Origin of the sequence: Cupriavidus sp. OV096 (assembly GCF_900115455.1) — a bacterium.
In the GTDB taxonomy this organism is placed as follows: domain Bacteria; phylum Pseudomonadota; class Gammaproteobacteria; order Burkholderiales; family Burkholderiaceae; genus Cupriavidus.
On sequence record NZ_FOWM01000017.1, the window covers coordinates 74,904 to 99,743 of the forward strand.

The 24,840-nt window shown below is 62.2% G+C and carries 18 protein-coding genes; 12 read left to right on the plus strand and 6 right to left on the minus strand.

The genetic code is table 11. The features are described from left to right. The first annotated feature begins 167 nt into the window (after nt 1-167). On the plus strand, nt 168-2,420 hold the full coding sequence (gene katG, locus BM115_RS25560; protein WP_092301241.1) for a catalase/peroxidase HPI: 2,253 nt from the start codon (nt 168-170) through the stop codon (nt 2,418-2,420). Nucleotides 2,421-2,460: 40 nt separating this feature from the next. On the opposite strand, the gene BM115_RS25565 is transcribed toward katG, so the two are convergent. Next, complete coding sequence (locus BM115_RS25565) at nt 2,461-3,399, minus strand: VirK/YbjX family protein (protein WP_092301331.1); 939 nt, start codon at nt 3,397-3,399, stop codon at nt 2,461-2,463. Between the two features lie 436 nt (nt 3,400-3,835). Between BM115_RS25565 and BM115_RS25570 the strand changes: the two genes are divergently transcribed. Continuing rightward, the gene (locus tag BM115_RS25570) at nt 3,836-4,675 is read left to right on the plus strand and encodes a hypothetical protein (RefSeq protein ID WP_143093940.1); all 840 of its coding nucleotides are present in this window, start codon (nt 3,836-3,838) and stop codon (nt 4,673-4,675) included. Between the two features lie 117 nt (nt 4,676-4,792). Further along, nucleotides 4,793-5,179, plus strand: a complete 387-nt coding sequence (locus BM115_RS25575; RefSeq protein WP_092301334.1) for a hypothetical protein — start codon at nt 4,793-4,795, stop codon at nt 5,177-5,179. An 8-nt stretch (nt 5,180-5,187) separates the two neighbouring features. Here BM115_RS25575 and BM115_RS25580 read toward each other — a convergent pair whose 3' ends face one another. Beyond that, nucleotides 5,188-5,991: an SDR family NAD(P)-dependent oxidoreductase gene (locus BM115_RS25580; protein ID WP_255370983.1), complete on the minus strand. Its 804-nt coding sequence runs from the start codon at nt 5,989-5,991 to the stop codon at nt 5,188-5,190. Nucleotides 5,992-6,060: 69 nt separating this feature from the next. Between BM115_RS25580 and BM115_RS25585 the strand changes: the two genes are divergently transcribed. Further along, nucleotides 6,061-6,669, plus strand: coding sequence for a TetR/AcrR family transcriptional regulator (locus tag BM115_RS25585; protein WP_092301250.1), 609 nt, complete (start codon nt 6,061-6,063; stop codon nt 6,667-6,669). Here BM115_RS25585 and BM115_RS25590 read toward each other — a convergent pair. Further along, nucleotides 6,635-7,528, minus strand: coding sequence for a LysR family transcriptional regulator (locus BM115_RS25590; RefSeq protein ID WP_092301253.1), 894 nt, complete (start codon nt 7,526-7,528; stop codon nt 6,635-6,637). The two genes, BM115_RS25585 and BM115_RS25590, sit on opposite strands and share 35 nt — an antisense overlap. A gap of 111 nt (nt 7,529-7,639) precedes the next feature. On the opposite strand from BM115_RS25590, the gene BM115_RS25595 reads away from it, so the two are divergent. From BM115_RS25595 to BM115_RS25610, 4 genes are all read left to right on the plus strand, one after another. After that, entirely contained in the window at nt 7,640-8,806 is a 1,167-nt protein-coding gene (locus tag BM115_RS25595; protein WP_092301256.1) for a mandelate racemase/muconate lactonizing enzyme family protein, read from the plus strand. Between the two features lie 127 nt (nt 8,807-8,933). After that, a complete protein-coding gene (locus tag BM115_RS25600) occupies nt 8,934-14,114 on the plus strand; it encodes a trifunctional serine/threonine-protein kinase/ATP-binding protein/sensor histidine kinase (protein WP_092301259.1) in 5,181 nt (1,726 codons plus the stop codon). Nucleotides 14,115-14,192: 78 nt separating this feature from the next. Then, complete coding sequence (locus tag BM115_RS25605; RefSeq protein WP_092301262.1) at nt 14,193-15,056, plus strand: alpha/beta fold hydrolase; 864 nt, start codon at nt 14,193-14,195, stop codon at nt 15,054-15,056. A 12-nt stretch (nt 15,057-15,068) separates the two neighbouring features. Continuing rightward, nucleotides 15,069-16,472 carry an amidase family protein gene (locus BM115_RS25610; protein WP_092301265.1) on the plus strand — a complete coding sequence of 468 codons (1,404 nt, stop codon included), beginning with the start codon at nt 15,069-15,071 and terminating at the stop codon, nt 16,470-16,472. A 68-nt stretch (nt 16,473-16,540) separates the two neighbouring features. Here BM115_RS25610 and BM115_RS25615 read toward each other — a convergent pair whose 3' ends face one another. Both BM115_RS25615 and BM115_RS25620 read right to left on the minus strand, forming a co-directional pair. Beyond that, nucleotides 16,541-16,882: a DHCW motif cupin fold protein gene (locus BM115_RS25615; RefSeq protein ID WP_092301269.1), complete on the minus strand. Its 342-nt coding sequence runs from the start codon at nt 16,880-16,882 to the stop codon at nt 16,541-16,543. Nucleotides 16,883-16,898: 16 nt separating this feature from the next. Then, complete coding sequence (locus BM115_RS25620; RefSeq protein WP_092301272.1) at nt 16,899-17,789, minus strand: LysR family transcriptional regulator; 891 nt, start codon at nt 17,787-17,789, stop codon at nt 16,899-16,901. A 150-nt stretch (nt 17,790-17,939) separates the two neighbouring features. Between BM115_RS25620 and BM115_RS25625 the strand changes: the two genes are divergently transcribed. Further along, nucleotides 17,940-18,332, plus strand: coding sequence for a carboxymuconolactone decarboxylase family protein (locus BM115_RS25625; RefSeq protein WP_092301275.1), 393 nt, complete (start codon nt 17,940-17,942; stop codon nt 18,330-18,332). 40 nt (nt 18,333-18,372) lie between these two features. Here BM115_RS25625 and BM115_RS25630 read toward each other — a convergent pair whose 3' ends face one another. Further along, nucleotides 18,373-18,996, minus strand: a complete 624-nt coding sequence (locus BM115_RS25630; RefSeq protein ID WP_255370984.1) for a MarR family winged helix-turn-helix transcriptional regulator — start codon at nt 18,994-18,996, stop codon at nt 18,373-18,375. A 44-nt stretch (nt 18,997-19,040) separates the two neighbouring features. Between BM115_RS25630 and BM115_RS25635 the strand changes: the two genes are divergently transcribed. The 3 genes from BM115_RS25635 (at nt 19,041) to BM115_RS25645 (ending at nt 24,721) form a co-directional block, all read left to right on the plus strand. Continuing rightward, a complete protein-coding gene (locus BM115_RS25635; protein WP_177220015.1) occupies nt 19,041-19,841 on the plus strand; it encodes an SDR family NAD(P)-dependent oxidoreductase in 801 nt (266 codons plus the stop codon). 588 nt (nt 19,842-20,429) lie between these two features. Beyond that, complete coding sequence (locus tag BM115_RS25640; RefSeq protein ID WP_143093941.1) at nt 20,430-23,069, plus strand: hypothetical protein; 2,640 nt, start codon at nt 20,430-20,432, stop codon at nt 23,067-23,069. After that, nucleotides 23,066-24,721, plus strand: a complete 1,656-nt coding sequence (locus BM115_RS25645; RefSeq protein WP_092301287.1) for a hypothetical protein — start codon at nt 23,066-23,068, stop codon at nt 24,719-24,721. Before BM115_RS25640 ends, BM115_RS25645 begins: the two co-directional genes overlap by 4 nt. The last annotated feature ends 119 nt before the right edge of the window (nt 24,722-24,840 follow it).

Here is a 24,840-nt window from a genome sequence, read left to right on the forward strand (position 1 = left end):
GGTGGCCCATAGCAAGCCGCTATCGCGACGATTGCAATCGTCACATTTGGTTGACGGCGGCTCTCAACTATATTTTGTGTGCGGCAGGCTTGCCGAGGCAGGCCCACGTGGAAGCGTCGACGCGGAAAGACTAGAACTAGCGTTGGGTACCCCCCAAAGGAGATCGCATGTCTTACGAAAAGTGTCCCTTCAACCATGCCGCCGGAGGCGGCACCACCAACAAGGACTGGTGGCCCCAGCAGTTGCGGCTGGATCTGCTCAGCCAGCACTCGGACAAGTCCAATCCCCTGGACAAGAGCTTCAACTATGCCGAGGCGTTCAAGACCCTCGACCTCGCCGCGGTCAAGAAAGACCTGACGGCACTGATGACCGACTCGCAGGACTGGTGGCCGGCGGACTTCGGTCACTACGGCGGGTTGTTCATCCGCATGGCCTGGCACAGCGCCGGCACCTACCGCATCGGCGATGGCCGGGGGGGTGGTGGGCGCGGCCAGCAACGGTTCGCCCCGCTCAACAGCTGGCCGGACAACGTGAGCCTGGACAAGGCGCGCCGGCTGCTCTGGCCGATCAAGCAGAAGTACGGGCAGAAGCTTTCCTGGGCGGACCTGATGATCCTGTCCGGCAACGTCGCCCTGGAAAGCATGGGATTCAAGACCTTCGGCTTCGCCGGGGGCCGCGAAGATACCTGGGAACCGGACCAGGACGTGTATTGGGGGAATGAAAAGACCTGGCTGGGCGGCGAAGTCCGCTATGGCAAGGGCGCGGCGGGCAAGGATGACGATGGTGGCGTACTGGTGGCTGACGTCGAGAAGCACGGCCAGGAATCCAGCCGGACCGATCCCGGCCGCTACCTCGAGAATCCGCTCGGCGCGGTGCAGATGGGCCTGATCTATGTCAATCCGGAAGGGCCCGACGGCAATCCGGACCCCATCGCCGCCGCGTATGACATCCGCGATACCTTCGGCCGGATGGCCATGGATGACGAGGAAACCGTGGCGCTGATCGCCGGCGGCCACAGCTTCGGCAAGACCCACGGCGCCGCGCACCCCGAGAACGTGGGCGACGAACCGGAGTCCGCCGAACTGGAACTGCAGGGTTTGGGCTGGCGCAACAAGTTCGGCACTGGCTGCGGCCCGGACACCATCACCAGCGGCCTGGAAGTCACCTGGTCGAATACGCCGACGCAGTGGGGGAACAGCTTCTTCGAGAACCTCTTCAACTTCGAATACGAGCTGACCAAGAGCCCGGCCGGCGCCAATCAGTGGATCGCCAAGGACGCACCGGAGTCGGTGCCGCACGCCTATGACCCGGCCAAGAAGCTCAAGCCGACGATGCTGACCACGGACCTGTCGCTGCGCTTCGACCCCATCTACGAGAAGATCTCGCGGCGCTTCAAGGACGACCCGCAGGCGTTTGCCGATGCCTTCGCCCGTGCGTGGTTCAAGCTGACCCACCGCGACATGGGCCCGCGCGCGCGCTATCTCGGCCCGGAAGTTCCGGCCGAGGAACTGCTCTGGCAGGACCCGATCCCGCCGGTGGACCATCCGCTGGTCAATGACCAGGATGTGGCGGGGCTCAAGCAGAAGATCCTGGCTTCGGGGCTGTCGGTCTCGGAACTGGTGTCCACGGCCTGGGCGTCGGCGTCGACCTTCCGCGGTTCGGACAAGCGCGGCGGGGCCAACGGGGCGCGCATCCGCCTGGCGCCGCAGAAGGACTGGACGGCCAACAATCCGGATCAACTCGGCAAGGTGCTGAAGACGCTGGAAGGCATCCAGAGCGCGTTCAACGGTGCGCAGTCGGGCGGCAAGAAGATCTCGATGGCGGACCTGATCGTGCTGGCGGGCGGCGCCGGCATCGAGAAGGCGGCGGAGGCGGGCGGCCAGAAACTGACCGTGCCGTTCACGCCGGGCCGCATGGATGCGTCGCAGGACAAGACCGACGTCCAGTCGGTGGGCGCCCTGGAGCCGAAGGCCGATGGCTTCCGCAACTACCTCGACGCGAAGGTGCAAGCACCGGCCGAAGCCATGCTGATCGACAAGGCGCAACTGCTGACCCTCACCGCCCCGGAAATGACGGCGCTGGTCGGCGGCCTGCGCGTGTTGAAGGTGCAGAGCGGCAAGGATGCCCACGGCGTGTTCACCGATCGCCCGGAAACGCTGACCAACGACTTCTTCCGCAACCTGCTCGATATGGGCGTGCAGTGGAAGCCGGTGTCACGGAATGTGTTCGAGGGTAGCGACAAGTCCGGCAAGGTCCGCTGGACCGGCACGCGCGTGGATCTGGTGTTCGGCTCGCACTCGCAGCTGCGGGCGCTGGCCGAGGTCTACGCCAGTGAAGACGGCAAGGAGAAGTTCGCCAAGGACTTCGTGGCGGCGTGGGTCAAGGTGATGAACCTGGACCGGTTTGACCTGAAGAAGTAAGGGGGGAAGGGCGCCGGACGAAGGGTCCGGCGCCCCCGCCTCAGGCTGCCACGCCCACGGCAAGCCCCATCGATTCCGCCACCGCCGGCGTATTCGCCGCCTCGGCACCATCGACATCAAGCCACTGGCTGACCGCCCCCCGTACCGTCTGTGCCAGCGCCTGCTTGCGGCGCCAGGCGGAACGCTTCTTCGAGGCGATTTCGGCGATGTCGCGCTCGGGCTGCCGCACGGGGATCTCGATATTGCCGGCGGCGTCTGGCGTGCCGTGGTACTCCATCCAGAATCCCTCGTAGTCGCACTGGATCTCGCGCGGCGTATGGCGCTGGCGGCCGACGTGATTCGCCCGGGACACCGCCGTCACGCGGCGCGCGCCGATATGGCCGGCGAAGGCCAGCAGCGCTTCCATGACCACGTCCTTGGGGCGCAGGCCCTCGCAGGCGCGCGTGGCGATGCGGATGCGCTCCCGGGCGGTCTCGCCCATCGTGCCCTGCAGGCCGCCGATGAACACCTCGGGGCCGGCCGGGCCCTGGCGCAGGTAGAAACTCAGTTGGGCGAGGCAGATGCCGGCTTCCTGGTCGATCCAGTAGAACGCCAGTTCGCCTTCCTTGGGATTGGGACCGGGATCGGCCAGGCGCAGCTGGTAGCCGCCGTCCGCCGAGGTCCAGGTCAGGCCGCCTGACATATAGATACGGTCGCAGACGCAGGCCGGCACCATCGCGGCCATGACGGCGTAGTGCTCGATCATCAGCCGGGCGCGCTCGTAGAAACACAGGCCCAGCGCGCCGAGCGGGCGGAACGGCTTCTCCAGCACCAACGGCCGGGCCGTGGCCACCCGTTGCAGCAGCACGCAGGACGCCGCTGCGCCCAACCACAGGCGGGCGGCATTGCCACGCGTGGCCGCCACGGCCAGCAGCCGCAGACGTCGAGACAGCCACTTTCGGCTGCCCGACGGGTAACAGATCGACGACACCGAGGCCACGGCAGTCAAATATTTCAGATACCGGGCCGGAAAATGCTCAAAACGTCCCGCTGCGTCGGCTTGGGAAAGCCCCCGCAAGGTCAAAAATGTTGCTTGCACGACTTAACGCTCCCCTGATTCACGCGCCGTTCCTTCGATGGGAACTGGCTGCGCATATGGCTTCCCTGTCCGCAACGCCCAAAATGAGCGCCAGGTATGGCTAGCCCGTCACTTTTTTCTTGTCGTGCGGGGTGTGCAGGCCAGCTCGTAATATTTCGTAACGCTTTGAAATATTGCCGGTTGACAGGGGGATACCCGGGGGATGCCTTCTTTTGGGGAATACCTCCGGCAATCCTCCTTCGGGGGGATGTGTCGCTTAAGACATAAATCGGACACACAGCGTTAAAATCCTCGCCGCCGCACCAGCGTCGGCGCGGGGGGAAGCACCACGCTGAACGTGCAGTCGAGCGACTTTATTCGTCTGCAAACCAGCCAGCCGGTGCGCTGGCAGGCAGTGATCACGAGCGACAAGACGACGGTCACCAACCAGGTGCTGACCGAGACCCAGTGGTCCGGCAATCTGGTCAGCCCCACGGGCGACGCCATCACCCTGACGGCGACGCAGGTCAGCGATCCATCCAAGGTGTTCACGCTGAAGATCGCCGTGGCGCCGCAGCGCTACAACGGCGTGGCGTACAAGGTGGGCGAGGTGGCGACGTTTGCGGAGACGCAAGTCCGCTTCAACGGCACCACGACGACCGAGAACCTGGCCTATACCATCGCCTCCGTGAGCAACGGGCGGCCAATGATCACCAGCGCCGACGCCATCACGAACGCGCCGGACACCAGCTACGTGCAGGACCTGGATCGCAACCGCCTGTCGCGCACGTACACCAACGGCAATGTGTGCACGTATTCGCCCAAACGCACGCTCTATGAGCTGCCGCTCTACATCGGCAAGACCTGGACCGGCGCGTGGGACTACGCTTGCCAGATGGGTTACACCGAAAAGGGCGCGGTGGTCGGCAAGGTGGAAACGTATGAAAGCATCACGACGCCGGCTGGCACGTTCAACGCCATGCGTCTCGCTTTCACGATCACGTACAGCAACTCGAACGACACCCAGCTGCCCAATGGCGCCGCGGGCAACGCCACCTACAAGGAGACGATCCTGGGCTGGTGGGCGCCGGACCTGGGCCGCGTCGTCAAGTGGCAGTCGAACTATTCCTATGCAACGGGTTTCGCAAATCCGACGTATATGACGACGTACACGCAGACGCTGACCAGCCTCCGTTGATCGCTCGCTGACGAAGCACAAAGTAGTAGGGCTCCCCGCAACGGGGAGCCTGATCACCGCCCGGGGATTCTCAGGTAGCCTATGCCGGGCACACCTGCCCGCCTGACCGCCCACGCCATGCCCACCGCCATCCGCAACGCGCTTGTCTGGATCTTCGATGCATTCGAGCGGGATCCCACCTACGTCTGCAAACGGATGTTTGGCAGCGATGCCGCCTACATCGACGGGAACCTGTGCCTGATCGCGGCGGATCGCGACGACCCGTGGAACGGGCTGCTGGTTTGCACCTCCCACGAGCACCACGCCGCGCTGATCGCGGACATGCCGGCCTTGCGGCCGCACCCGGTGCTAGGCAAATGGCTGTATGTGCCCCAGACCGATCCGGCGTTCGAGGAAGCTGCCGAATGGCTGGTGGCACGCGTGTTCGAACGGGATGCACGCGTGGGCGTAGAGCCGAAGCCCTCCCGGCGGCGGAAGGGATCGATGCTGCCGAAGAACGGTTAGGGGAGGTCTCACGATACCGAACGGATCGTGCCGCCGTCGACGCGGATCGTGGCGCCGTTGACATAGTCGGCGTATCGGCTGCACAGGTAGGCGACGGCGGCGGCGATCTCCTCGGGGCGGCCCAGGCGCCCGACATCGTTGGGCACCATGTCGCGGACGCAGCCCCGCTCGATCTCTTCCCAGCTGACTCCCCAGCCGTGGTGCGGCGCGATCGATTCGAGCAGGCTTTTGACCGCCGGCACAAGGATGGCCCCGGGGGCGACGATGTTCGACGTCACACCGGTACGCTTCAGTTCGCGAGCCAGCGATACCGCGAGGTTATGGCGCGCGGCGAGCGACGCGTTGTAGTCCGGCAGGCCGGCCCCCGGTTGGCCCGCCAGGCCGCCGCCGATCTGGATCACGCGCCCCCAGCCGCGCTCGCGCATCGCGGGGACGAACCGCTGGATCATCCGCACGGCGGACAGGACATTAGCCTCGAAGGTCTCGGTCCATTGGTCGGGCACGGCAGTCGTCCAGTTCAAATGCTGGTAGCGGCCCGCGTTGTTGACCAGGATGTCGACAGGGCCGCCTTTGCGGACCTGCGTGGCGACGGCATCGGCGCCGGCATCGGTGGAGAGGTCGCCCAGGGCCAACCCGGCCATCCCGCCGCTGGCCTCGATCTCCGCGATCACCGCATCCGCCCGCTCCCGGTTCCTGCCGTGCACGATCACGGTCGCCCCTTCAGCGGCCAGCATCTTTGCTATCGCTTCACCGATCCCTGCGGTTGCGCCCGTTACCAGGGTGCGTTTTCCCTTGATTTGCAAATCCATCATCCACTCCAGTGGGCTAAAGTTCTACAAGTGTATAATTTTGTTTCGTGAAAGTCTACGAGTGTAGAAATTATGAAGGCACTGGGCAAGAAGGGCGCTGCAACGCGACAGGTCATCCTGGATGCCGCGCGACAGTCGTTTACGGCATCGGGCTATGACGTGGGGGTTCGGGAGATCGCCGAGGCTGCCGGCGTGACGGCCATGCTGGTCAATCGTTACTTCGGATCGAAAGACCAACTGTTCGAGGAGGTGGTGGATACGGTGCTGGCCGCGCCCGGCATCGTGACGGCGGAGGTCATGGACGATCGGCCCGCCATGCAGGCGTTTTGCAGGGCGCTGGCGCGCGGCTTGGTGACGCGGACCATGCCCGAGGTCACGCCGATGGACGGTTTCCTGATCATGCTGCGTTCGGCAAATAGTCCGAAGGCTTCGGCGATTCTGCGCGGCAAGTTCGAGCAGGTTTTCGCACAGCCGCTGGCCGCGCGGCTACCCGGGCCCCAGGCTGGCCAACGCGCCGCGATGCTGCTGGCCGTGATTGCGGGCGTTCAACTCATGCGCCAGGTGGTTGAGATGGCGGGGCTGACTGAAGCGGATCCGGAGGACCTTGCCGTCCAACTGGAGGGGATTTTCTGCTTGCTGGCCGGGATTACGCCTGAAACTGTTCGACCAGGAAATCGATAAAGGCCCTGGCTCGGGCGGTTTGATTCCGGCGCTGGGAGTAATACACGAACAGGTCAGCGGCGGGGATCTTGTCATCGGGCAGGACGACGCGGAGGCGTCCGCTCTCGAGATACTTGGCCAGATCCCATTCCGAGCGAATCAGGATGCCGTGACCGTCCAGCGCCCACCCCAGGACAATATCTCCGTCATTACTCGATAGCGCGCCATCCACCTTGACGGTCTCCTGACGACCGTCATGTTCCAGACGCCATACGCCGTAGGCGTCGTCATTTTGTCGATGGACAATGCAGCGGTGGTGGGCAAGGTCCGCCGGCGATTTTGGGGTGCCATGCCGCTCCAGGTAGCCCGGCGACGCGCAAAGGAATCGTCGGTTCGACATAATGCGCCGCGCGGCCAGGCGGGTGTCCGGCAGGGTCCCAAAACGGATCGCCAGGTCGAAACCGCTTTCGACGAGATCCACCGGGCGGTCAGTCACTTCCAGCTGGACTTCGACGTGCGCATAGCGCCGTGCGAATTCCGAGACCAGCGGTGCGATGGTGGTTCGACCGAAGCCCAGTGAGGCATTCACTTTCAATAGCCCGCGTGGCTCGGCGCCGCTGCTCGATACGACGTTCTCCATTTCCCTGAGGTCCGCCAGGATGCGTGTGGCATAGGCGAGATAGGTCTCGCCTTCGTTCGTCAAGCTGATGCTGCGGGTCGTGCGGTTCACCAGCCGTACGCCCAGGCGACTCTCCATTATGGCAAGCCGCTTGGTCGCCGCGGGAGGCGTGAGATCCAGCTCCCGCGCCGCGCCCGAGAGGCTGCCCAGCTTGGCCACCAGGACAAAGAACTCAAGCTCCGAGGCAACGTCAGTTTTCACTTGGATTTAATAATGTTTTGAATTGGATTCAATTCTAGAGCATGGTTCTCCGCCTACGCTACGGATTCCCCACGCGTATGCGTGTGCTATCTGTGCATCAGGAGACACATCGTGAGAATCGTTGAAATCCGGGAGAAGACGCTCCCCATCAGCTCGCCCATCCGCAACGCCTATATCGATTTCAGCAAAATGACCCTCAGCCTGGTGGCGGTCATTACGGACGTGATCCGTGACGGCAAACCGGTGGTGGGCTACGGCTTCAACTCGAACGGCCGCTACGGCCAGGGCACGCTGATGCGCGAGCGGTTTATCCCGCGCCTGATGGAAGCCGATCCCGATTCGCTGGTGGACGCCACCGGCAACAACCTGGATCCGCACAAGGTCTGGGACACGATGTTCAAGAACGAAAAGCCCGGCGGGCATGGCGAGCGCTCCGTGGCCATCGGCACCATCGACATGGCCATTTGGGATGCCGTGGCGAAAATCGAAGGAAAACCGCTGTTCCAGTTATTGGCGGACCGCTATGGCAACGGCCAGCCTGACCGCAAGGTGTTCGTCTATGCCGCCGGCGGTTATTACTATCCCGGCCAGGATCACGGCAGGCTCAAGGACGAGATGCGCAGCTATATCGACCGTGGCTATACCGTGGTGAAGAAGAAAATCGGCGGTGCGTCATTGGACGAAGATCTGCGCCGCATCGATTCGATCCTGAGCGTGCTGCAGGACGGCCAGAAACTCGCGGTGGACGCGAATGGCCGCTTCGACCTCGACACCGCTATTCAATATGCGAAGGCGCTGTCGCAATACGACCTGTTCTGGTACGAGGAGCCGGGCGATCCGCTGGACTTCGAACTCCAGGCCACGCTGCGCAATTACTACGACAAGCCCATGGCCACCGGTGAGGACCTGTTCTCGATGCAGGACGCCCGCAATCTGATCCGCTATGGCGGCATGCGTCCAGATCGTGATTGGTTGCAATTCGACTGTGCACTGAGCTATGGCCTGGTCGAGTATCTGCGCACGCTCGACATGCTCAAGCAACACGGCTGGTCGGCCAGCCGCTGCATTCCGCACGGGGGACACCAGATGTCGCTGAATATCGCCGCTGGCCTGGGCCTCGGCGGCAATGAAAGCTATCCGGACCTCTTCCAACCGTTTGGCGGCTTTCCGGACGGCGTCAAGGTAGAGAAAGGCTACCTCACGATGCCTGACTTGCCGGGTATCGGCTTCGAGGGTAAGTCGGACCTGTACAGCGTGATGCGGCAACTGTCGGCGTAAGCCGCACGGTTAAATAAACGAAACGGAGGCAACCGAGCGGATCAGTAATCGGCCCGTGACCGGGTGAGATTGGGGGGTATCATCGCTCCACAAGCGTTGGTGCGCCCCAGCCCCTTCAGGGGTTCAATTGGCTCGGGAGAGGATTCTGAAAGATTTCATTAATGAGACGGAAGGCCTGGCTGGCGCGAGGCTGACGTTGCTTCGCGATGGTCCGATCGAACTCTACCGCGCACAGTTTGTGGATTCGTCGGTAATCGCTGCGATACCCGTGGCCCCGGTGTCCGAAACCTCCCTCGAGCAGCTGCGCTACGAATACAGCATCAGAGACAAGTTCGATGGCGGCATTGCACTGCGCCCTTTAAGGTTCACCGTACATAATCAAAACCCGGCTCTGCTGCTGCACGATTCTGGTGGCGAGATGCTGAAAGACCTGATCTCAGGCGCCACGCCGCCGGAGATTTTCATTCGCCACGCACTGCTCGTGGCGTCGTCGCTGGCATCCGTCCATGACGCAGGCCTGGTCCACGGGGGATTGACGCCTTCGAACATCATGGTGCATCCAGGCGAGCTACGTGCAAGGTTGACGGGTTTTCGTGCGCTAGCCTTGATGCCGACGCTGTCCGCATTCGCTGGCGGAACGGAACGGGAAATGGACCGCGAGGCGCTGCACTATATGGCCCCGGAAGCGACTGGGCGGGTCAATCGAGTCTTCGACGAACGCTCAGATCTATATTCACTGGGCTGCATTTTCTTCCACATGCTGACCGGCCGCGTGCTTTTCCCTGGCGTTTCGCCATCGGAGCTCATCCATGCGCATATCGCTCGTCGTCCTGACGAAGATGTGCTCCTTGATCTGAAACGAAGTTTCAACGCGCGCCTCGTTGAGCTTGTATGTCGACTGCTGGCCAAGGAGCCAAGCGAGCGGTATCAACGGGCTTCCGATGTTGTTGACGATCTGGTTGCCCTGACCACAGTGAATCATCCGCGAACAGCAACCTTGGGACAAAGGCGTCGATCGGGTGCAAGTCTGTTCCGATCCGGAAGGCTGGTGGGTCGCCTGGCGGAGCTTGAGCGTCTTCGCGATGCCATTCAAAGCACGCCGGATGACCAGAAGCGGAGATTATGGTTAGTGGAAGGCCCGGCGGGCATTGGCAAGACCGCTTTAGTCAATCGTCTCAGGTTGGAGGTCGGCGGCAAAACCTGTGAGTTTGCGCAAGGCAAATGCGAGCTTGGGGATGGTGTCACACCCTATGCCAGCTTGTCCCGGGCCCTTCACGCACTCTTGAGAGCGGCGCTTGGATATCCTCCGCTGCAGTATGCGCAACTGCAGCGAAGGCTCCGCGAGGCCTTTGCCGACGAATCATCGATCATCACGACCATTTTCCCGGATTTCAGCCGACTCCTGGGAGAACACACGCACCATCCCGCTGTGTCGGCGCACGCAGAAAGGCATCGTTTCCTCGATGCCATCGCAAAGCTATTGCGTGCGTTCGCCTCGAAAGAGCGCCCGCTCTTATTGTTTCTGGATGACTTGCAGTGGGTCGACGAAGCAACGCTCGAGGTTGTTGAATATGTGCTGCAGAACCCGCTCTGTGGTCATGTCTTGTTGGTCGGCGCAATGCGCGACGGGAAAGTCGAGAGCGAGGGGGCTCACGTGCGCCCCTTTGTTCTGACCGATATGGTTGAGCGGATGACACTCGGACCTCTCTCTGGACGGGAAGTGGGCGGGCTCCTGCGTGCAGTCCTGGACGAAGATGATGTCGGGAATCTCACCGCACTCGAGGGCGCCATTTACCGCGGCGGCGGCGGTAATCCGCTTCACACGATACAGCTGGTCAGATCACTCATCGACGATGAGGTCATGGTCTACGACGAGGGCAACGGCGAATGGGTGGCATCCCTGCCGGCACTTGAAGCAAGATCAGACCTCTCAAGCGTGGTCGAGTTGTTGTCAACAAGGGTTGGGAGTCTGGCCCAGGACGCGCTGATGGCAACGCAATACCTGGCGATTCTCGCAGAGCCGTCATCGCTTGAAATCCTGTCTACGGCGATGTGCCGCCCACAAAATCTGGTCGAGCTTTCGCTGCGAGAAGCCCTTGAAAAGCAGTTCATTGTGTTGAGCGACGGTCTCTACTCCTTCACGCACGATCGGGTTCGCGACGCTGTATACGAAACATTCGGCGATCTCGAACGGCAGGAGAAACATCTGGAAGTTGGCAGCAACCTTTGGGAAAACGTTGTCAAGAATGGATTGAAGGTCAGTGTTTTTGTTGTCGCGAACCATTTGACCAGGGCGAGGCTGCCGGTTTCCGATCATCGACGGCGTCAGTTCGCGTTGATCATTCTTGACGCTGCCAATAAGGCCAGGGAAGCGACGGCCTATGAGGCGGCGATTGCGTACCTCGCCAATGCCCGGGATTTGTTGAAAGATCGGGCCGACCTCGACGGTGACTTGCTCGCGGTTATCGAATTGAGGCTTGGAGAGTGCGAGTTCGTGTGTATGCGAACTATTGAAGCATCAGAGCGAATCGCGGCGATATCGAAAGATCTACTGGATTCCAGGCACCGGGCAGAGCTTATTCGACTACGCCTCGCAATGTATGTGACGTTGGACCAGCCCGATAAAGGTCTGGAAGTTGGATTCCGGTATCTCGAAGAGGAGGCCGGCATCGTCTTCTCGAAGGACAATCGATTGGAAGGCGTCGAGGCCGACTATCGGCGACTTCTAGAGCATTACGGAAGCCGTAGTGTTCAAGATCTCGTCAACCTGAAGCTTATGGTCGACGAACGCGTTCGAAATGCGATGGACGTGATGACGGATCTCATACCGGCGGTGATGTTTTCCAGTCAGGACCTCGCCGAATTGATCATTCTTCGAATGATCAACCTCAGTCTTGAATATGGACACTGCGATGCGTCATGTTATGCCTACGTCTGTCTAAGCTTCATTGCTGGAGCCAGATTTGAGGACTATGCGACGACCGCTGTTTTCGGCGAACTCGCGATGCGGCTCCCGGCGGAGCGAGGGCTGAATCTATACGCCGGTCGTGTTCAGATGTGCTTCGGTGCGCTCAGCCTTCCTTGGACGGGCTCCGCCACGGAGGCGAGGCGGCATCTGGAGGAGGCGACGGCACTCACCGACCGCCAGGGTGACATGACGTTCGCCGTCTATTCCCGACGGCACATTGTCACGAATTTACTGTTCAGTGGTGGTGCGTTGTCGGAGGCTCAACAAATCGCCGAGGACGGTTTGAAACTCGCGCGGGATGCTGCGTTTGCGCTAGTCGTTGACGCGTTCATGGCACAGGCGTGGTTGATCCGCGAGCTCAGGGGGGTTCCCGTCGATATCGGGATGCACGATCCAAATGTCGAGTATCTCGATTTGCTGAGCGACTGTATCAGTGGAAAGTTCCATCGGGACATTGCCGCTTTTGCATTTTGGACGTACCGCCTGCAGGTCGCGGTCCTGTGGGGAGACCTGCCCAAGGCAATGGAGGCTGAAGCGCGCGCCAGCGCATCCGCATGGGCGTCTCCCGCCTTTCTGGAGAATGCTGATTTTGTTTTCTATAGCGGACTATTGCGCATCGCCATGGCGAGGACAGCCGCACCTGCCGATCGCGAAGCTCACACGCGTCTTGTGCGAGATCGGGTTCGGCAGATGCAGTGTTGGGCGGAGGCCTGTCCCGAGAATTTTCTCTCGCGCGAGAAATTGCTCGCCGCGGAGCTTTCTGAGCTGATGGAGGACAAGGCGAATAGTCTCGCGCTCTATGAAGAGGCGATAGCCTTGGCGGATCAGTCGCGCGATATGCACATTCAGAGCGTCGCCAGAGAGCTGGCATCTCGTTTCGCAGCGCGTTGTGGGCTCCGCTCCGCGCAACAGGGATACCTGGAGCAGGCGAGGAGTGCATACGCTTGCTGGGGGGCGGATGCAAAGGTTCGGCACCTCGATGTGGAGTTTCCCGCGCTTAGAGCAGGAAGGAGCACGGAGTTTCGCGAACTCGGGAACTCACTGTTATGGAGCGAGGATCGTTTCGAAACGGAAGTTGTACTGAGGTCGGTCCGGGCCTTGTCGGGGGAGTTCTCGTTACAACAGGTCATGAAGATCATCCTCCAGAATGCCCTGCAATATGCCGGCGCGGAGCGGGCGGTGCTGTGCTTGCTCGAAGACGGCGTGTTGTATGTGGCGGCACGTGCAAAATTGGCACAGGGACAGTTGGAAATGAATCTCGTACGGACGGTCCTCTCGCCGGAGTTGATTGCGACGCCCATCGCCTACCTGACGCTGCGCAGCAAGGAGTCTGTCGTGCTTGAGGATGCGCGCGATGACCCGCAATACGGACTCGACAGCTATGTTCGGGCACACAGATCGCGGTCGATTATGTGTGTCCCACTCCTCAAGCAGGGTTCACTCACAGGATTGCTGTATGTGGAGAATGCGTTGATCGCAGGCGTCTTCAATGCGACGCGTGTGAGGACCCTTGAGGTTCTCGCATCTCAGGTGGCATTTTCCCTGGAAAACGCGAAGTTGTATGAGAACGTTGAAGCCGAGCATATTCGGCGCGCGGAAGCCGACCGTTACGCCCGAGAGACACAGGAAAAATTGGCACGGGCTGCGCGGTTGACAGAATTGGGTGAACTCGCGGCATTCATCGTGCACGAAGTCAGTCAGCCCATCTCCACGGTGAGCACGTGTGCCCGCGCCGCAATTCGATGGCTGAATCGAGAGATTCCGGACCTTTCGGAGGCCGTGGCGGCGCTCGAGATGATCTCCGCAAGCAGCGAGCGTGCGACGAATATCATCGGAAGCATTCGAGCGATGGTCAAGGAGTCTCGTCCGAATAAATCGAGCATGGATATCCACGAGGCAATACTCGAGGTCTTCAACGTCTTGCGGGAGCGCATTGATGCTGAGAAGGTAATGCTATCGAGCACCTTCGCAACGGATGCCTTGATTGTCTCTGGTGATCGCATATTGCTGCAGCAAGTAGTGATGAATCTCTTGACCAACGCACTCGAGGCAATGAGTGACATGGAAGAGCGGGAGAAGTGCATTGCAGTCCAGACCCATATTGATGAACACCATATGGTCTGGGTGTCAGTCAGCGATACCGGCCGGGGCATCTCGGATGAGATCGCAGCGCACATCTTCGACTCTCTGGCCACCACAAAAGGATATGGGATGGGCATGGGCCTCTCCATTTGCAAGTCGATTGTGGAGGCTCACGACGGGAAGATTGAAGTTTGTAGTGCCGGCGCAGCAGGCGCCAGCTTCCGCTTCTCCGTCCCAATCTGGTGCAATTTCAAATAATCCGGTCTATCCCGACAAGGTGATGCGTCGATAACCGTCAAGCTGTGTGCGTTGATTCAGCAACGACTGTGAGGACGCATGCAGGCCACGCTTAACGGCACCGAACTCTTCTTTGACGTGGATGGCGAAGGATTTCGCCCGGAGCAGGGCACACTGGTGGAAAAGCCGGTGCTGGTGGTCATCCATGGGGGACTTGGATTCGACCATGGCTACCTGAAGCCCGGGCTGTCCGCGCTGCGCGATCAGGTGCAACTGCTTTACGTCGACTTGCGAGGGCAGGGGCGCTCGGGACGCCCACCGCTGGATACCTGCACGCTTGAGCAGATGGCCGATGATGTCGCGGCGCTGTGCGCGTATCTCGGCGTGGGGCAGGTTCATGTGTTTGGCCATTCGGCCGGCGGCTTTGTCGCCATGCATTTGGCGTTGCGCCATCCTGCGCTGGTACGGGGGCTGGTACTGTGCAGCAGCTCGCCAACCGTGCAGCCGATTACGGACGATAACGGAGAGCCGGCGCCGACGCTGGCCTCGCGCGCCGGGCCCGAAACGATGGCGGTAGCGGCGCGGGTGTTTTCCGGTGACATTACCGCCGAAAGCGTCGAGGCCTTCTTCCGCGAGGTCGGTCCCTATTATGCGGCGCCGTCCCACATGGACGTGCCGCCTGCGCTCACCGCGCTCAGCATCGCTTCGGTCGACATCATGCGGCATTTCATGACGGTGATTGCGCCGTCCTATGACTTGCGGCCTCTCCTGGGCAGCATCTCCGCCCGAACCTTCGTACTGGTCGGCAAGTTCGACTGGGTGTGCCCGCCGCGCGCCAGCCGTGCCCTCGCCCGGGGCATTCCAGGCGCGGTGCTGGTGGAGTTCGATGACGCGGGCCATTTTCCATTTTCCGAGACACCGACGGCGTTCATCGACGCAATGGCGAATTATTTCGCGAGCTAATACGGAGGGATCATGACTGAACTTTGGCGCCTATCGGCAACTGAACTGGCCTCGCGTATTCGGCATCGTGAGGTGTCTGCCCGCGAGGCAGCAACGTCCGCGCTCGAACGCCTGGATGCCGTCAATCCGTTGATCAACGCGGTGGTCGCACATCGCCCGGAGTCGGTCCTGGCGCAGGCGGATGCCGTTGACGCGGCGTTGGCGCGCGGGGAGGACCCGGGGCCGTTGGCGGGTGTACCCGTCACCACGAAGATCAATACCGACCACGCGGGATTTGCGACGACGAACGGCACACGCCTGCAAGAGGGGCTGGTTGCGCAGCACAACAGTCCGGCCGTCGAGAACCTCGCGCGGGCGGGCGCCGTCCTGCTTGGCCGCAGCAACTCGCCCACGTTCGCGCTGCGCTGGTTCACCGACAATCGGGTCCACGGTCATACAAGCAATCCGCGCAGTCCTGCGCTTACGCCTGGAGGATCGAGCGGGGGAGGGGCGGCGGCGGTAACCGCGGGGATCGGCTGTATCGCGCTCGGTACCGACATCGGCGGCTCTATCCGCTACCCGGCGTACGCATGCGGCATCCACGGATTGCGGCCGTCGTTCGGCAGGGTGCCGGCGTTCAACGCCTCGTCGCCCGAGCGTCCGATCGGCGCCCAATTGATGTCCGCGACGGGGCCCATGGCGCGTACGGTGGCGGATCTTGAAGTTGCGCTGATGGCCATGTCCGCGCCCGATGTGCGTGATCCGTGGTGGGTGCCCGTGCCGCTACAGGGTCCCGAGACGGCGTTGCGGGCGGCGCTCTGTTTGCGCCCGGGTGGCATGGAGATCGCCCCGGAAGTGGAAGCTGCGCTGCGCGATGCGGCGCGGCGGCTGGTGGACGCGGGGTGGACGGTCGAAGAGATCGACGACACGCCGCTGATCCGTGATGCGGCCGAAGTTCAGGAGCGACTGTGGCTCGGCGATGGATTCCCGGCGCTCGTCGACGCTGTTACCCGGGATGGCGATCCCGGGGCGCGGGCCGTGGTCGAGGGCGTGCGTGCCAAGGTCAGTGCGATGCCCGGTGACGTCGTCAACAGCTCGCTGGTGCGCCGGACCACGCTGGTGCGTCATTGGCGCGCCTTCCTTGCCAAATACCCGGTGCTGCTGCTTCCTGTATCGGGAGAGCTGCCGTTCCCGGACGGGCTCGACATGCAGGGCGCGGCGGGCTTTCAGCGCGTTTGGGAAGCGCAGCTGACCATGCGGGCACTCCCGGCGATGGGGCTGCCGGGGCTCGTCGTCTCCACGAATCTGGTCGACTCGGTGCCCGTCGGCGTACAGATCGTGGCCAGCCATTTTCGGGAGGACCTGTGCCTGCTGGCAGGCAAGGCGATCGAGGCGCGCGGCACGCCGCCTTCGCCGATCGATCCCTTTACCAAGTGATGGAGGAGAGCCCCGCGTGGTAGCCACATTCGCGGAAAATGCGAATGACGCCGTCAACCTGCTGTGGCTCAATCCACAATGAAGAGCTTGGCGCCTGTCTTGGTATAAGACTGATGTGGCTCCGCGTTGTCGCCCACCTGATAGCTCATGCCCGCCGTCAAAACAAATTTCCGTCCATCTTCGAGCGTTGTTTCCAACTCACCTTCCATGCAGAAGAGGACATGCCCCTTTTGGCACCAATGGTCCGCGAGGTAGCCAGGGGTGTATTCCACCATCCGCACCCGAATCTGATTCGGCTTTTCACCGAAGCATCGCGTGCGCCAATAGGCCATGCCGGTTTCCCCCTGGTGCGCTGTCTTTTCGACTTCCGCCCAGTTGGTCGTCCCAAATGCAAATGCATCCATCTTCATGCTGTTGTTCCTTGTACTAGGAGTGTCGGTTCACAATTGCCGCCTCTACCAGAGTTTCACGTACGCCTTGCCGATCAGCGGGCGAAGCGAGGCCGATGCAAACCGATAGTTCCTCGCCCTCGACCAATGACCTGTAGACGACGCCAGCGCGTCGTAATGCGGTGAACGATTTCGGCAGCAGGGCTATGCCCTTTCCATTCGCCACATCAGCAAGTAGAACGTGATGGTCCGATGGCTCCCTCAATTTGGATGGGGCGAAACCATGGCGGGAGAAAACTGTCTGGCAGTGATCGAAGAACGCGGGCTGTCGCGCACGCTCGAACCAGAAGACCTTCTCACGTGCCAGGTCCGCGAGACCAATTCTTCTGCGCTTGGCTAAAAGATGGCGTGACGGTATCGCGACGACCATCGGCAGTTGGTCGAGTTCCCGGACCTCCAGTTCGTGCGTTTCCGTAGGCAGCGCGATGAACGCTGCGTCCAGTTTGCCAGCGCGAAGCTGGCGTACGAGCCGGGGCGATGTATCGGAGAAGGTCGAGACGATGGTTCCGGGATGACGGGCTTGCACCCGTTGTGCCAGCCCGTGGAACCAGGCTGGTTCCACGGCGCTAGTCAGTCCAAGCCGGAGGTTGGCCGGCAGACCCTTAATCGTGAGCGCTGCCTCAGCCTCGCGAAGCAATTTGGCAATGCTGCGCGCATAAGGGAGCAGCTTCTCCCCAGCGACGGTAAGCGTCACGCCCCGCGTATTGCGGTCAAACAACCGCGTTCCCAACCGTTCTTCGAGTTCTCGAATTGCCCGGCTCAGTGGCGGCTGGGAAAGATGCAGCGTCTCGGCCGCCTGCCGGAAGCTCAGTGCGTCCGCCACGGCAAGGAAAAGCAAAAGGGATCGGGAATCGAGGCGATCAGACATATCAAAAAGGTATCACAAACTTGGTCATTCCGCATCCCGGGTGCGTGCCCTACATTTGCCGCACCAACTCTTCTGGAGAAGATCAATGAACCTGACTCACCATGCTGCCCTGGCCGCTGTTTCCCGGCGCAATTGTCAACGGGGTGACCTATGAACCCAGAACGTTACGAGCGTGGCTTGCAGATGCTGGCTGCAGTGGATGGGGTTGCCGGTCAGAACGTGGTCGAAACGCTGGCGCAATCGTTTCCGGACTTCGCGCGCTACGTGGTTGAGTTTCCGTTCGGCGACATCTACGCCCGAAACGGCCTCGGCTTGCGCGAGCGGGAACTGGCAACTGTCGCAGCGCTTTGCGCACTCGGCAGTGCATTACCGCAGCTTCGCGTGCATGTACAAGCTGCATTGCACGTCGGCTGCAAACCGCGAGAGGTGGTGGAGGTTGTGATGCAGATGGCGGTATATGCGGGATTTCCGGCGGCACTGAACGGTTTGTCCGTCGTACGTGAGGTCTTCGCGGAGACTGGGATTCCGCTACCACTGGATTGAGGTCGCGGCGCCGACTCGGAGTTCCGCACACCGACCGTGCCTAGGCACGCTTGACGGTCGCATTCTGGTCATCGACATACGCATCGAGGAAAGCATCGGAAGCGACATGGTCGGCGAGTGCGCGCAGGGTGGCAGCTGAATCACTACCCAATACCTCCTCCACACGCTGGTTCGCTTTCGCCCAATAGACGATGGCTTCATGCAAGCGGGCGGTACCCACGCCTGTCAGGGATGCACGCTTGGACCGCTTGTCTTGCTCGTCCGTATGCAATTCCACAAGACCATCCCGAATCAGAGGCCGGAGCGCATGCGTCACCGCGGACATCTGAATCGCGAGTTTGCCCGCGAGGTCCTGCAAGGTTGGTGACCGCCCCCCGTCTGCGGAGGCCAGCCGCTCGATGTCAGCCAATAGCCCCACCTGCGTTGCCTTCAGGCCAAGAGGCGCAAGTGCATCGTCATAGAGGTTGCCCAGACGGCGTGCCGCGCGCCTGAGCGAGGTGTTGGTGCAAACCAGCTTCTCGAAAATGCTCTTTTCTTCACCTGGCATACCGCCTGCGTCCGCAATCGCGGTAGCGGCTTCATCACGTTTCTTTCCCATCCCGTAAGAATGGTTGAGTACAGCACCGTTGACAAGTAGCAGCGATGCCGCTATAAGCTTGAGCACTCAATTAAATACTTGAGCACTCATTCAATTCAACGGAGATATGCATGTCCACTTCCAGAAAAACTGCCGTCGTAACCGGCGCATCATCGGGCATCGGTGCCATCTATGCCGATCGACTGGCCGCTCGCGGCTACGACCTCGTCCTGGTCGCACGGCGCGCCGACCGACTGGCCGCACTGTCGGAGAAGCTGTCTGAGACTCACGGGGTCAAAGTTCAGGTTCTGGTTGCCGACCTCGAGAACGAGGCCGACGTCGTCAAGGTCGAGGCGGTGCTGGCGAACGATGCCCGCGTGCGCGTCCTCGTGAACAATGCCGGCTTCGCTCGACTGCGTCCGCTCGCGCAATCGTCGGTGAACGATTCAACGTCGCAGATCGCGTTGAACATCACGTCGCTGACGCGCCTTACGCACGCCGCGCTGCCCGGATTTCTATCGCGCAACGATGGGGTCATCATCAATATCGCTTCGGTGCTGGCGGTCCACTCGCTGCCGGTGAGCTCGGTCTATAGCGGCACGAAGGCATACGTGCTGGCTTTCACTCGCGGTCTTCAGGACGAACTCGCGAACACTGGCGTGAAGGTGCAAGTGGTGCTGCCGGCGTCGACCGCGACCGAAATCTGGACGGAAGGTGTCTCCGGCGTGCCGCTGTCCGCGCTCCGCCCGGAAAGCGTGATGAGCGCGGAAGATATGGTCGACGCCGCGCTGGTCGGCCTCGATAACGGGGAAGCCGTCACCTGGCCCTCTGTCGCCGACGAGAGCCTGTGGGCGAAGTACGATGCGGCACGTTCCGCGTTATTCGCGGCAACGCAGGTTGGCACGCCTGCCCCGCGCTATCAGAAGACTTGACCGGGGGACCAGTCTGCGCGGACATGGGCAGTTTCGCTCCTGGCTTGGCGGCAGGGCCGTCAGCTTGGGAGGATGTGGGGGAGGGGTGCGACATTAAAAAAAGCGGCCAATGCAGTCCGAGCGTGTTTTTTTGTGCGGGGTGTTGATCTTTCGAGGGGGATGGGGTGGTGGGGCTGGCCAGGGGCGCCTGAGCCGGAGCAGGGCGGGGCAGTTGCATGACGAGGTGCCACGGCGGAGCCAGGCTCGCAGTCACGGGCAGCGATCGACCCATAGCGGGCATCGGCCTCGCCTTTAGCAGTCATTTGTGGGGTGGATCGGCCTTGTCCGTCTAGAGGGGAAACTTGCAAACCGGGACCCGTGAAACGCGCGGGGCATGACATCAGAATCTGACGTTAGACGAAAATTCCACGCAGATCAGGCTGAAATCGCGCGAATTTGCGCTTTCGCCGCCACCTTCTAAGCTGCTCTCATTGCCTGCGGCCCTCAGGCGTTTGCCGCGCGCGTCCCCGCGTGCCGAACGATGAGGCGCCAATGATAAAAAGAAGATGCTCAAGGCTTGTACGGCTGACGCTCGGCTTGTTGTGGGCCGTGGCACCTGGCCTGACGCAGGCGGCACCCGACACGGTGCAGTATCAGGTGCCGATGGCCGAGGCACCGGTCTTTGTCACGCAGGCCATCGACACGTTGCCGGTGCGCGGCACCCGGGTGATCTCGGTGATGGCGTGCGGGATGGAACTCGACTTCGTCAATCGCTTCCGCGCGCACGACAGCAGCGAGGACATGGCCGCCGAAGTCCTCGGCAAGGTCGTGTGGAGCCAGCTCGGCAGGCGTCGTTTGCCATTGGCGGAGTTCGAACCGGGCTGGTGTACGGCAACGGTGACGTTCGACCGTACCGTGATCTGCCGGCTGTTCGAGGACGAGTGCAGGTCCACTGACGAAGCGACCCGCATCGCTGCCGCAGACAAGTTCCTCGACGATCCCATCTGGAAAGCGCTGGTGAGCCCGCCAGAAGGCAGCCTGCCCGATGTGGCGCCACTGCAGCAGAAGCTGGTGGGATTCGCGCCGCCCGTATGCGCAACGCCCGGTTTCTACAACGTATCGGCTGTCCTGCAGGATCCACCGGACCCGAGCATTCCGACAGACTTCGGACGCGTACACCTGACCTTCCGCATTGCCACGGCCTGTCTGATTGCGCAGGCCAACACGGCGCTGCTCAATATGTCGCGGGGCACCCAGCAGGTGGGGACGGACGGGATGCTGTGCGCGGGCCGCGTGGGCAAGACGCACGGCGACTGGGACGCCACGTTGAAGGACCTGATCCGCGTAGCCGAGCTGGACCGCGCGCGGCCCATCCTGTCACAGGAAGCGAGGACCAGGCTCAACGATCAATTGATCGATATCGATGGCGGCCCCGCGCAGGAGCGCTATCACCTGTGGGAATGCGGCAACGAGGAGCGCAGTGTCGGCAGCCCGCAGGAGCGATCGGACGACCGCGACGGCTTCGACGGGTTCATGGAAGACCTGGCGAACACGCTGGAAGACCTCGCCTGGATTCTGCTGATCATCTTCCTGATCGCTGCGGCGGTGGCGGTGACCATCTTCACTGCCGGTCTTGGCGGCGTGCTCCTGCTGGTGCTGGTAAGCGTGGTGGCCGCGGGGGTCGCCACGGCAGCTGCCCTCGCGCTGGTGCTCACGATTCCGGAAACCGAGAATCACCTCTTCCTGATCAACACCACGAAGTACCTCAACAACCAGTACATCATGTCGAATGGGGGCACCGGCTATGCGAGCGACCAGAAGAATCTACGCGAATGGCTGCTGGAACATACCCAACGCGTGGTGAAGGCCGACTTCCTCGAATACAACAGCCGGCCCTATCAGCGATACAGCCTGGCCGCGATCATGAACCTTGCCGATTTTGCCAAGGACCCCGATGTCAGAACTGGCGCGCAGCTTGCGCTTGAGTATGCGGTGGCGAAGTATGCGATATCGAGCAACGAAGGGCGGCGCATCGTGCCATATCGCCGCAAGCGCGAGTACCTGTTTCACGTCGATGGCCTGCCTCACGATCCCAAAAAATGGCCGTTCAACGGATTGTTCGACCTCAGCGAGGGCGCCGACTACCTGCACGCCCTGGGACTGCTGTACTTCGGCCCATCGCTGAACCTGCCGGCAGGCGGCGGCAATTCCTATGCGGCCACCAGCGCGTACGCGTCGCAGGCGATCTATGCGGCCACGTCATACTGGCGGCCCGACGAAGCCATCTTCTCGTTGGCGATGGAACGCGGCCATGCGCCGCTCGTGCATCAGCGCATTCACCACGATGGCTGGGAGATCGTTTCCAGCGGGGCCAGTTTCACGATCACGGCCGGCGGCGTGACCACGGGCATGCCGATGAACACGACCACCGATGGACTTGACGGCACCATCCTCAAGGACACGCAAGACGGCCTGGGCGCGGCGGTGCCGACGACGCTGATGCTGGCCGGCCCCCCGCACGTCGCACCGCTGTTCGACCGCAAGGAACGCGTTCGGGAATCGGATACACGCCGTTCTTCGTTGGAGCGTTTCCTGCGTTTCGATGGCAGGCGGGCGGAGGTGGGGGGCCATGCCCCCAGCTACGACCAGAACCTGTGCGTCTGGGACGGCTTCGCTTGCGGCGTCAATCTCATGATTCCAGACGACCTGAGAGCGTGCATGAAGCCGGATGACCAGCGCCCGAACTGGTTCCTGGTCCGGTCCGACGATCCCGCGTGCCCGGGTTACAACGCCGGTCCCACGTTCTGGATGGCCATCTACAACGAGCCGCGCGCAGGGAACGACTCGCGTTTCGGCCCGTTCGATAACGTCGGCCTGATCGAGATCGTCGACGGCGCGGAGATGGACTTCGAGACATTCAGCACGCGCGCGCGGCAACGGAATCCGGGGCCCGGTCCGCTGATGGGCACGGGCTCCGCCTGCAATGGTGAATACGTGTCGGTGCGAGGCACGACCGGCCAGCGTATCGGTTTCGATTGCGTACAGGTGACGTCCGTCAACGGCACCGCACAGCCGGACCGCGATGACTGGCCTCACGCGGGCGCCGCCCCGGGCGCGCTGGGCGTGGCGCCCATGACATCGGGCGGCGACGGCCGCGTCGAGATCACCAGTCCGGTGACGCGGCGCAGGATCGTGCTCGATTTCACGCGGCTGGATAACCCGATGTTCATCCTGCTGGGTCCGCCATGAACCTGATTACGAAGTGGTTGCACGGTATCGTGCCAATGCTCGTCGCGGGCCTGGCCCATGCCGATGCCACCGTCACGGCCTGCGGCCAGGACGTCTGGCCTGGTGATGCACGCACGGACCTGAGCGAGGCGCTTCAGGCCGGCGGGCGTATCACGTTTGCTTGCGCCGGGACCATCGCCTTCACCACCACGCATGCGCTCAGCCGGGACGTGGTGATCGACGGCGAGGGCAAGGTCACGCTCGATGGCAACGGACACCGCATGTTCGGGATCCGCGCCGGTGTACACGCCTCGTTCACACGTATCACGATCCGTGGGGGTGGCACATCGGGCGGCAACCCAGGCAGCGTGATTTCGGGGGAAGGAGCGGTATCGTTGCTGGCAGGGACCACCATCCGCAACTCGGATCGTCCGATCTGGCTGCTGGCGGGCAATCTCGTCTTGCGCGATGCCTGGATTGCCGAGAATACCGGTCCCGTGCTGGTGGTGTCCGAAGGAGAACTCGATATCTCGCAAAACAGTCGTCTGACCGACAACAAGGGTGGCGAGGTGCTGGCCACGGGGCCGGGCACCACGGTGCGCATTGCGGATACCCAATTCCTGCGCAATGGCCACGCCAGCTTTGGCGGCAGCGCGGCGGGAAACTGCGAAGTCACCATCCGGAATGCCTGGTTTGCCGATAACGCCGATACACAGGACGGCGGCGCCATCCTGTCGCGCTGCGCGCTGACCGTGGAAGACAGCCAGTTCGAGCGCAATCGCGCCGGCGGCGATGGCGGCGCTATCCGCCAGACACACGGTGCCACGGCGGTCATGCGCAAGGTGACGTTCCGCGCCAACCAGGCGGCCGGCAGCGGGGGCGCCATCGCGGCCGTCTGGGATTTGCAACGGCAGGGCAGCCTGCGCGTGCGAAACAGCCGATTCGAGCGCAACGTCGCCACCCGTGCCGGCGGCGCAATCTATGCGGGAGAGTCTGCGCTGGTGGAGATCAGCGTCGATGGCTTTGTCGGTAACACGGCCGGTACGGCGGGCGGCGCCATCTACGCGCGGCAGGCGCGGCTCGACAGCAGAGGCAGCCTGTTTCGCCAGAACACCGCCAATACCGGCGCCGCTATTCAGACGCTGTGCATGCCGGCCATGGGGCAGATTGCGAACACGATCCTTGTCGACAACTCGGCAAAGCAGGGCGCTGGCGCGTTCCATGGCGGCAACGTGCGATTCCTGAACGTCACCATCGCCGGTAATGGCAGCCGTCCCGTACAGCACGCCCAGCTTTGTGGTGATACATCGGCCATCGAGTTCGCCAACACCATCGTGCTGGGTAACTGGAATGGCGCCTGCGGGGGCGCGGATGCGCAGCGCACATTCCGCGACCTTGGCCATAACCTCCAGTTTCCCGGCAATGCCTGCGGCAGCACGATTCCCAGTGTTTTCCCGATACTGGGGCCGTTTTATGCACCGCTGCGTCCACTGAGTCCGGCCGGCAACGGTGGCGACAATGCGCTATGCATGGCGGCTCCGATCAATGGGCGGGACATCTTCGGCACACATCGGCCGCAGGGTGAGGCGTGTTCGATCGGCGCGGTGGAAGGGGACCTCTCGACCCTGTTCGACCGTTACTGGCGCAAACGGCGCGACGCGTTGACGAAGTAGAGAGGCGGCGCCGATCGCAGCAGAGTGTGCGTGCTCCGAACGGGGTAAGCCGTGAGTAGCATGGCAACAAGTGAAAGACATCCTATGCTCGGCGCATGCTGCGCTGCATCGATTTCCGC

Excerpts from the sequence above, each read along its gene's own strand:
- BM115_RS25580 (WP_255370983.1), bottom strand. The coding sequence starts at position 5,991 with ATGATGGATTTGCAAATCAAGGGAAAACGCACCCTGGTAACGGGCGCA.
- BM115_RS25620 (WP_092301272.1), bottom strand. The coding sequence starts at position 17,789 with ATGTCTGATCGCCTCGATTCCCGATCCCTTTTGCTTTTCCTTGCCGTG.
- BM115_RS25635 (WP_177220015.1), top strand. The coding sequence starts at position 19,041 with ATGTCCACTTCCAGAAAAACTGCCGTCGTAACCGGCGCATCATCGGGC.
- BM115_RS25610 (WP_092301265.1), top strand. The coding sequence starts at position 15,069 with ATGACTGAACTTTGGCGCCTATCGGCAACTGAACTGGCCTCGCGTATT.
- BM115_RS25645 (WP_092301287.1), top strand. The coding sequence starts at position 23,066 with ATGAACCTGATTACGAAGTGGTTGCACGGTATCGTGCCAATGCTCGTC.
- BM115_RS25625 (WP_092301275.1), top strand. The coding sequence starts at position 17,940 with ATGAACCCAGAACGTTACGAGCGTGGCTTGCAGATGCTGGCTGCAGTG.
- BM115_RS25615 (WP_092301269.1), bottom strand. The coding sequence starts at position 16,882 with ATGAAGATGGATGCATTTGCATTTGGGACGACCAACTGGGCGGAAGTC.
- BM115_RS25605 (WP_092301262.1), top strand. The coding sequence starts at position 14,193 with ATGCAGGCCACGCTTAACGGCACCGAACTCTTCTTTGACGTGGATGGC.
- BM115_RS25575 (WP_092301334.1), top strand. The coding sequence starts at position 4,793 with ATGCCCACCGCCATCCGCAACGCGCTTGTCTGGATCTTCGATGCATTC.
- katG (WP_092301241.1), top strand. The coding sequence starts at position 168 with ATGTCTTACGAAAAGTGTCCCTTCAACCATGCCGCCGGAGGCGGCACC.
- BM115_RS25585 (WP_092301250.1), top strand. The coding sequence starts at position 6,061 with ATGAAGGCACTGGGCAAGAAGGGCGCTGCAACGCGACAGGTCATCCTG.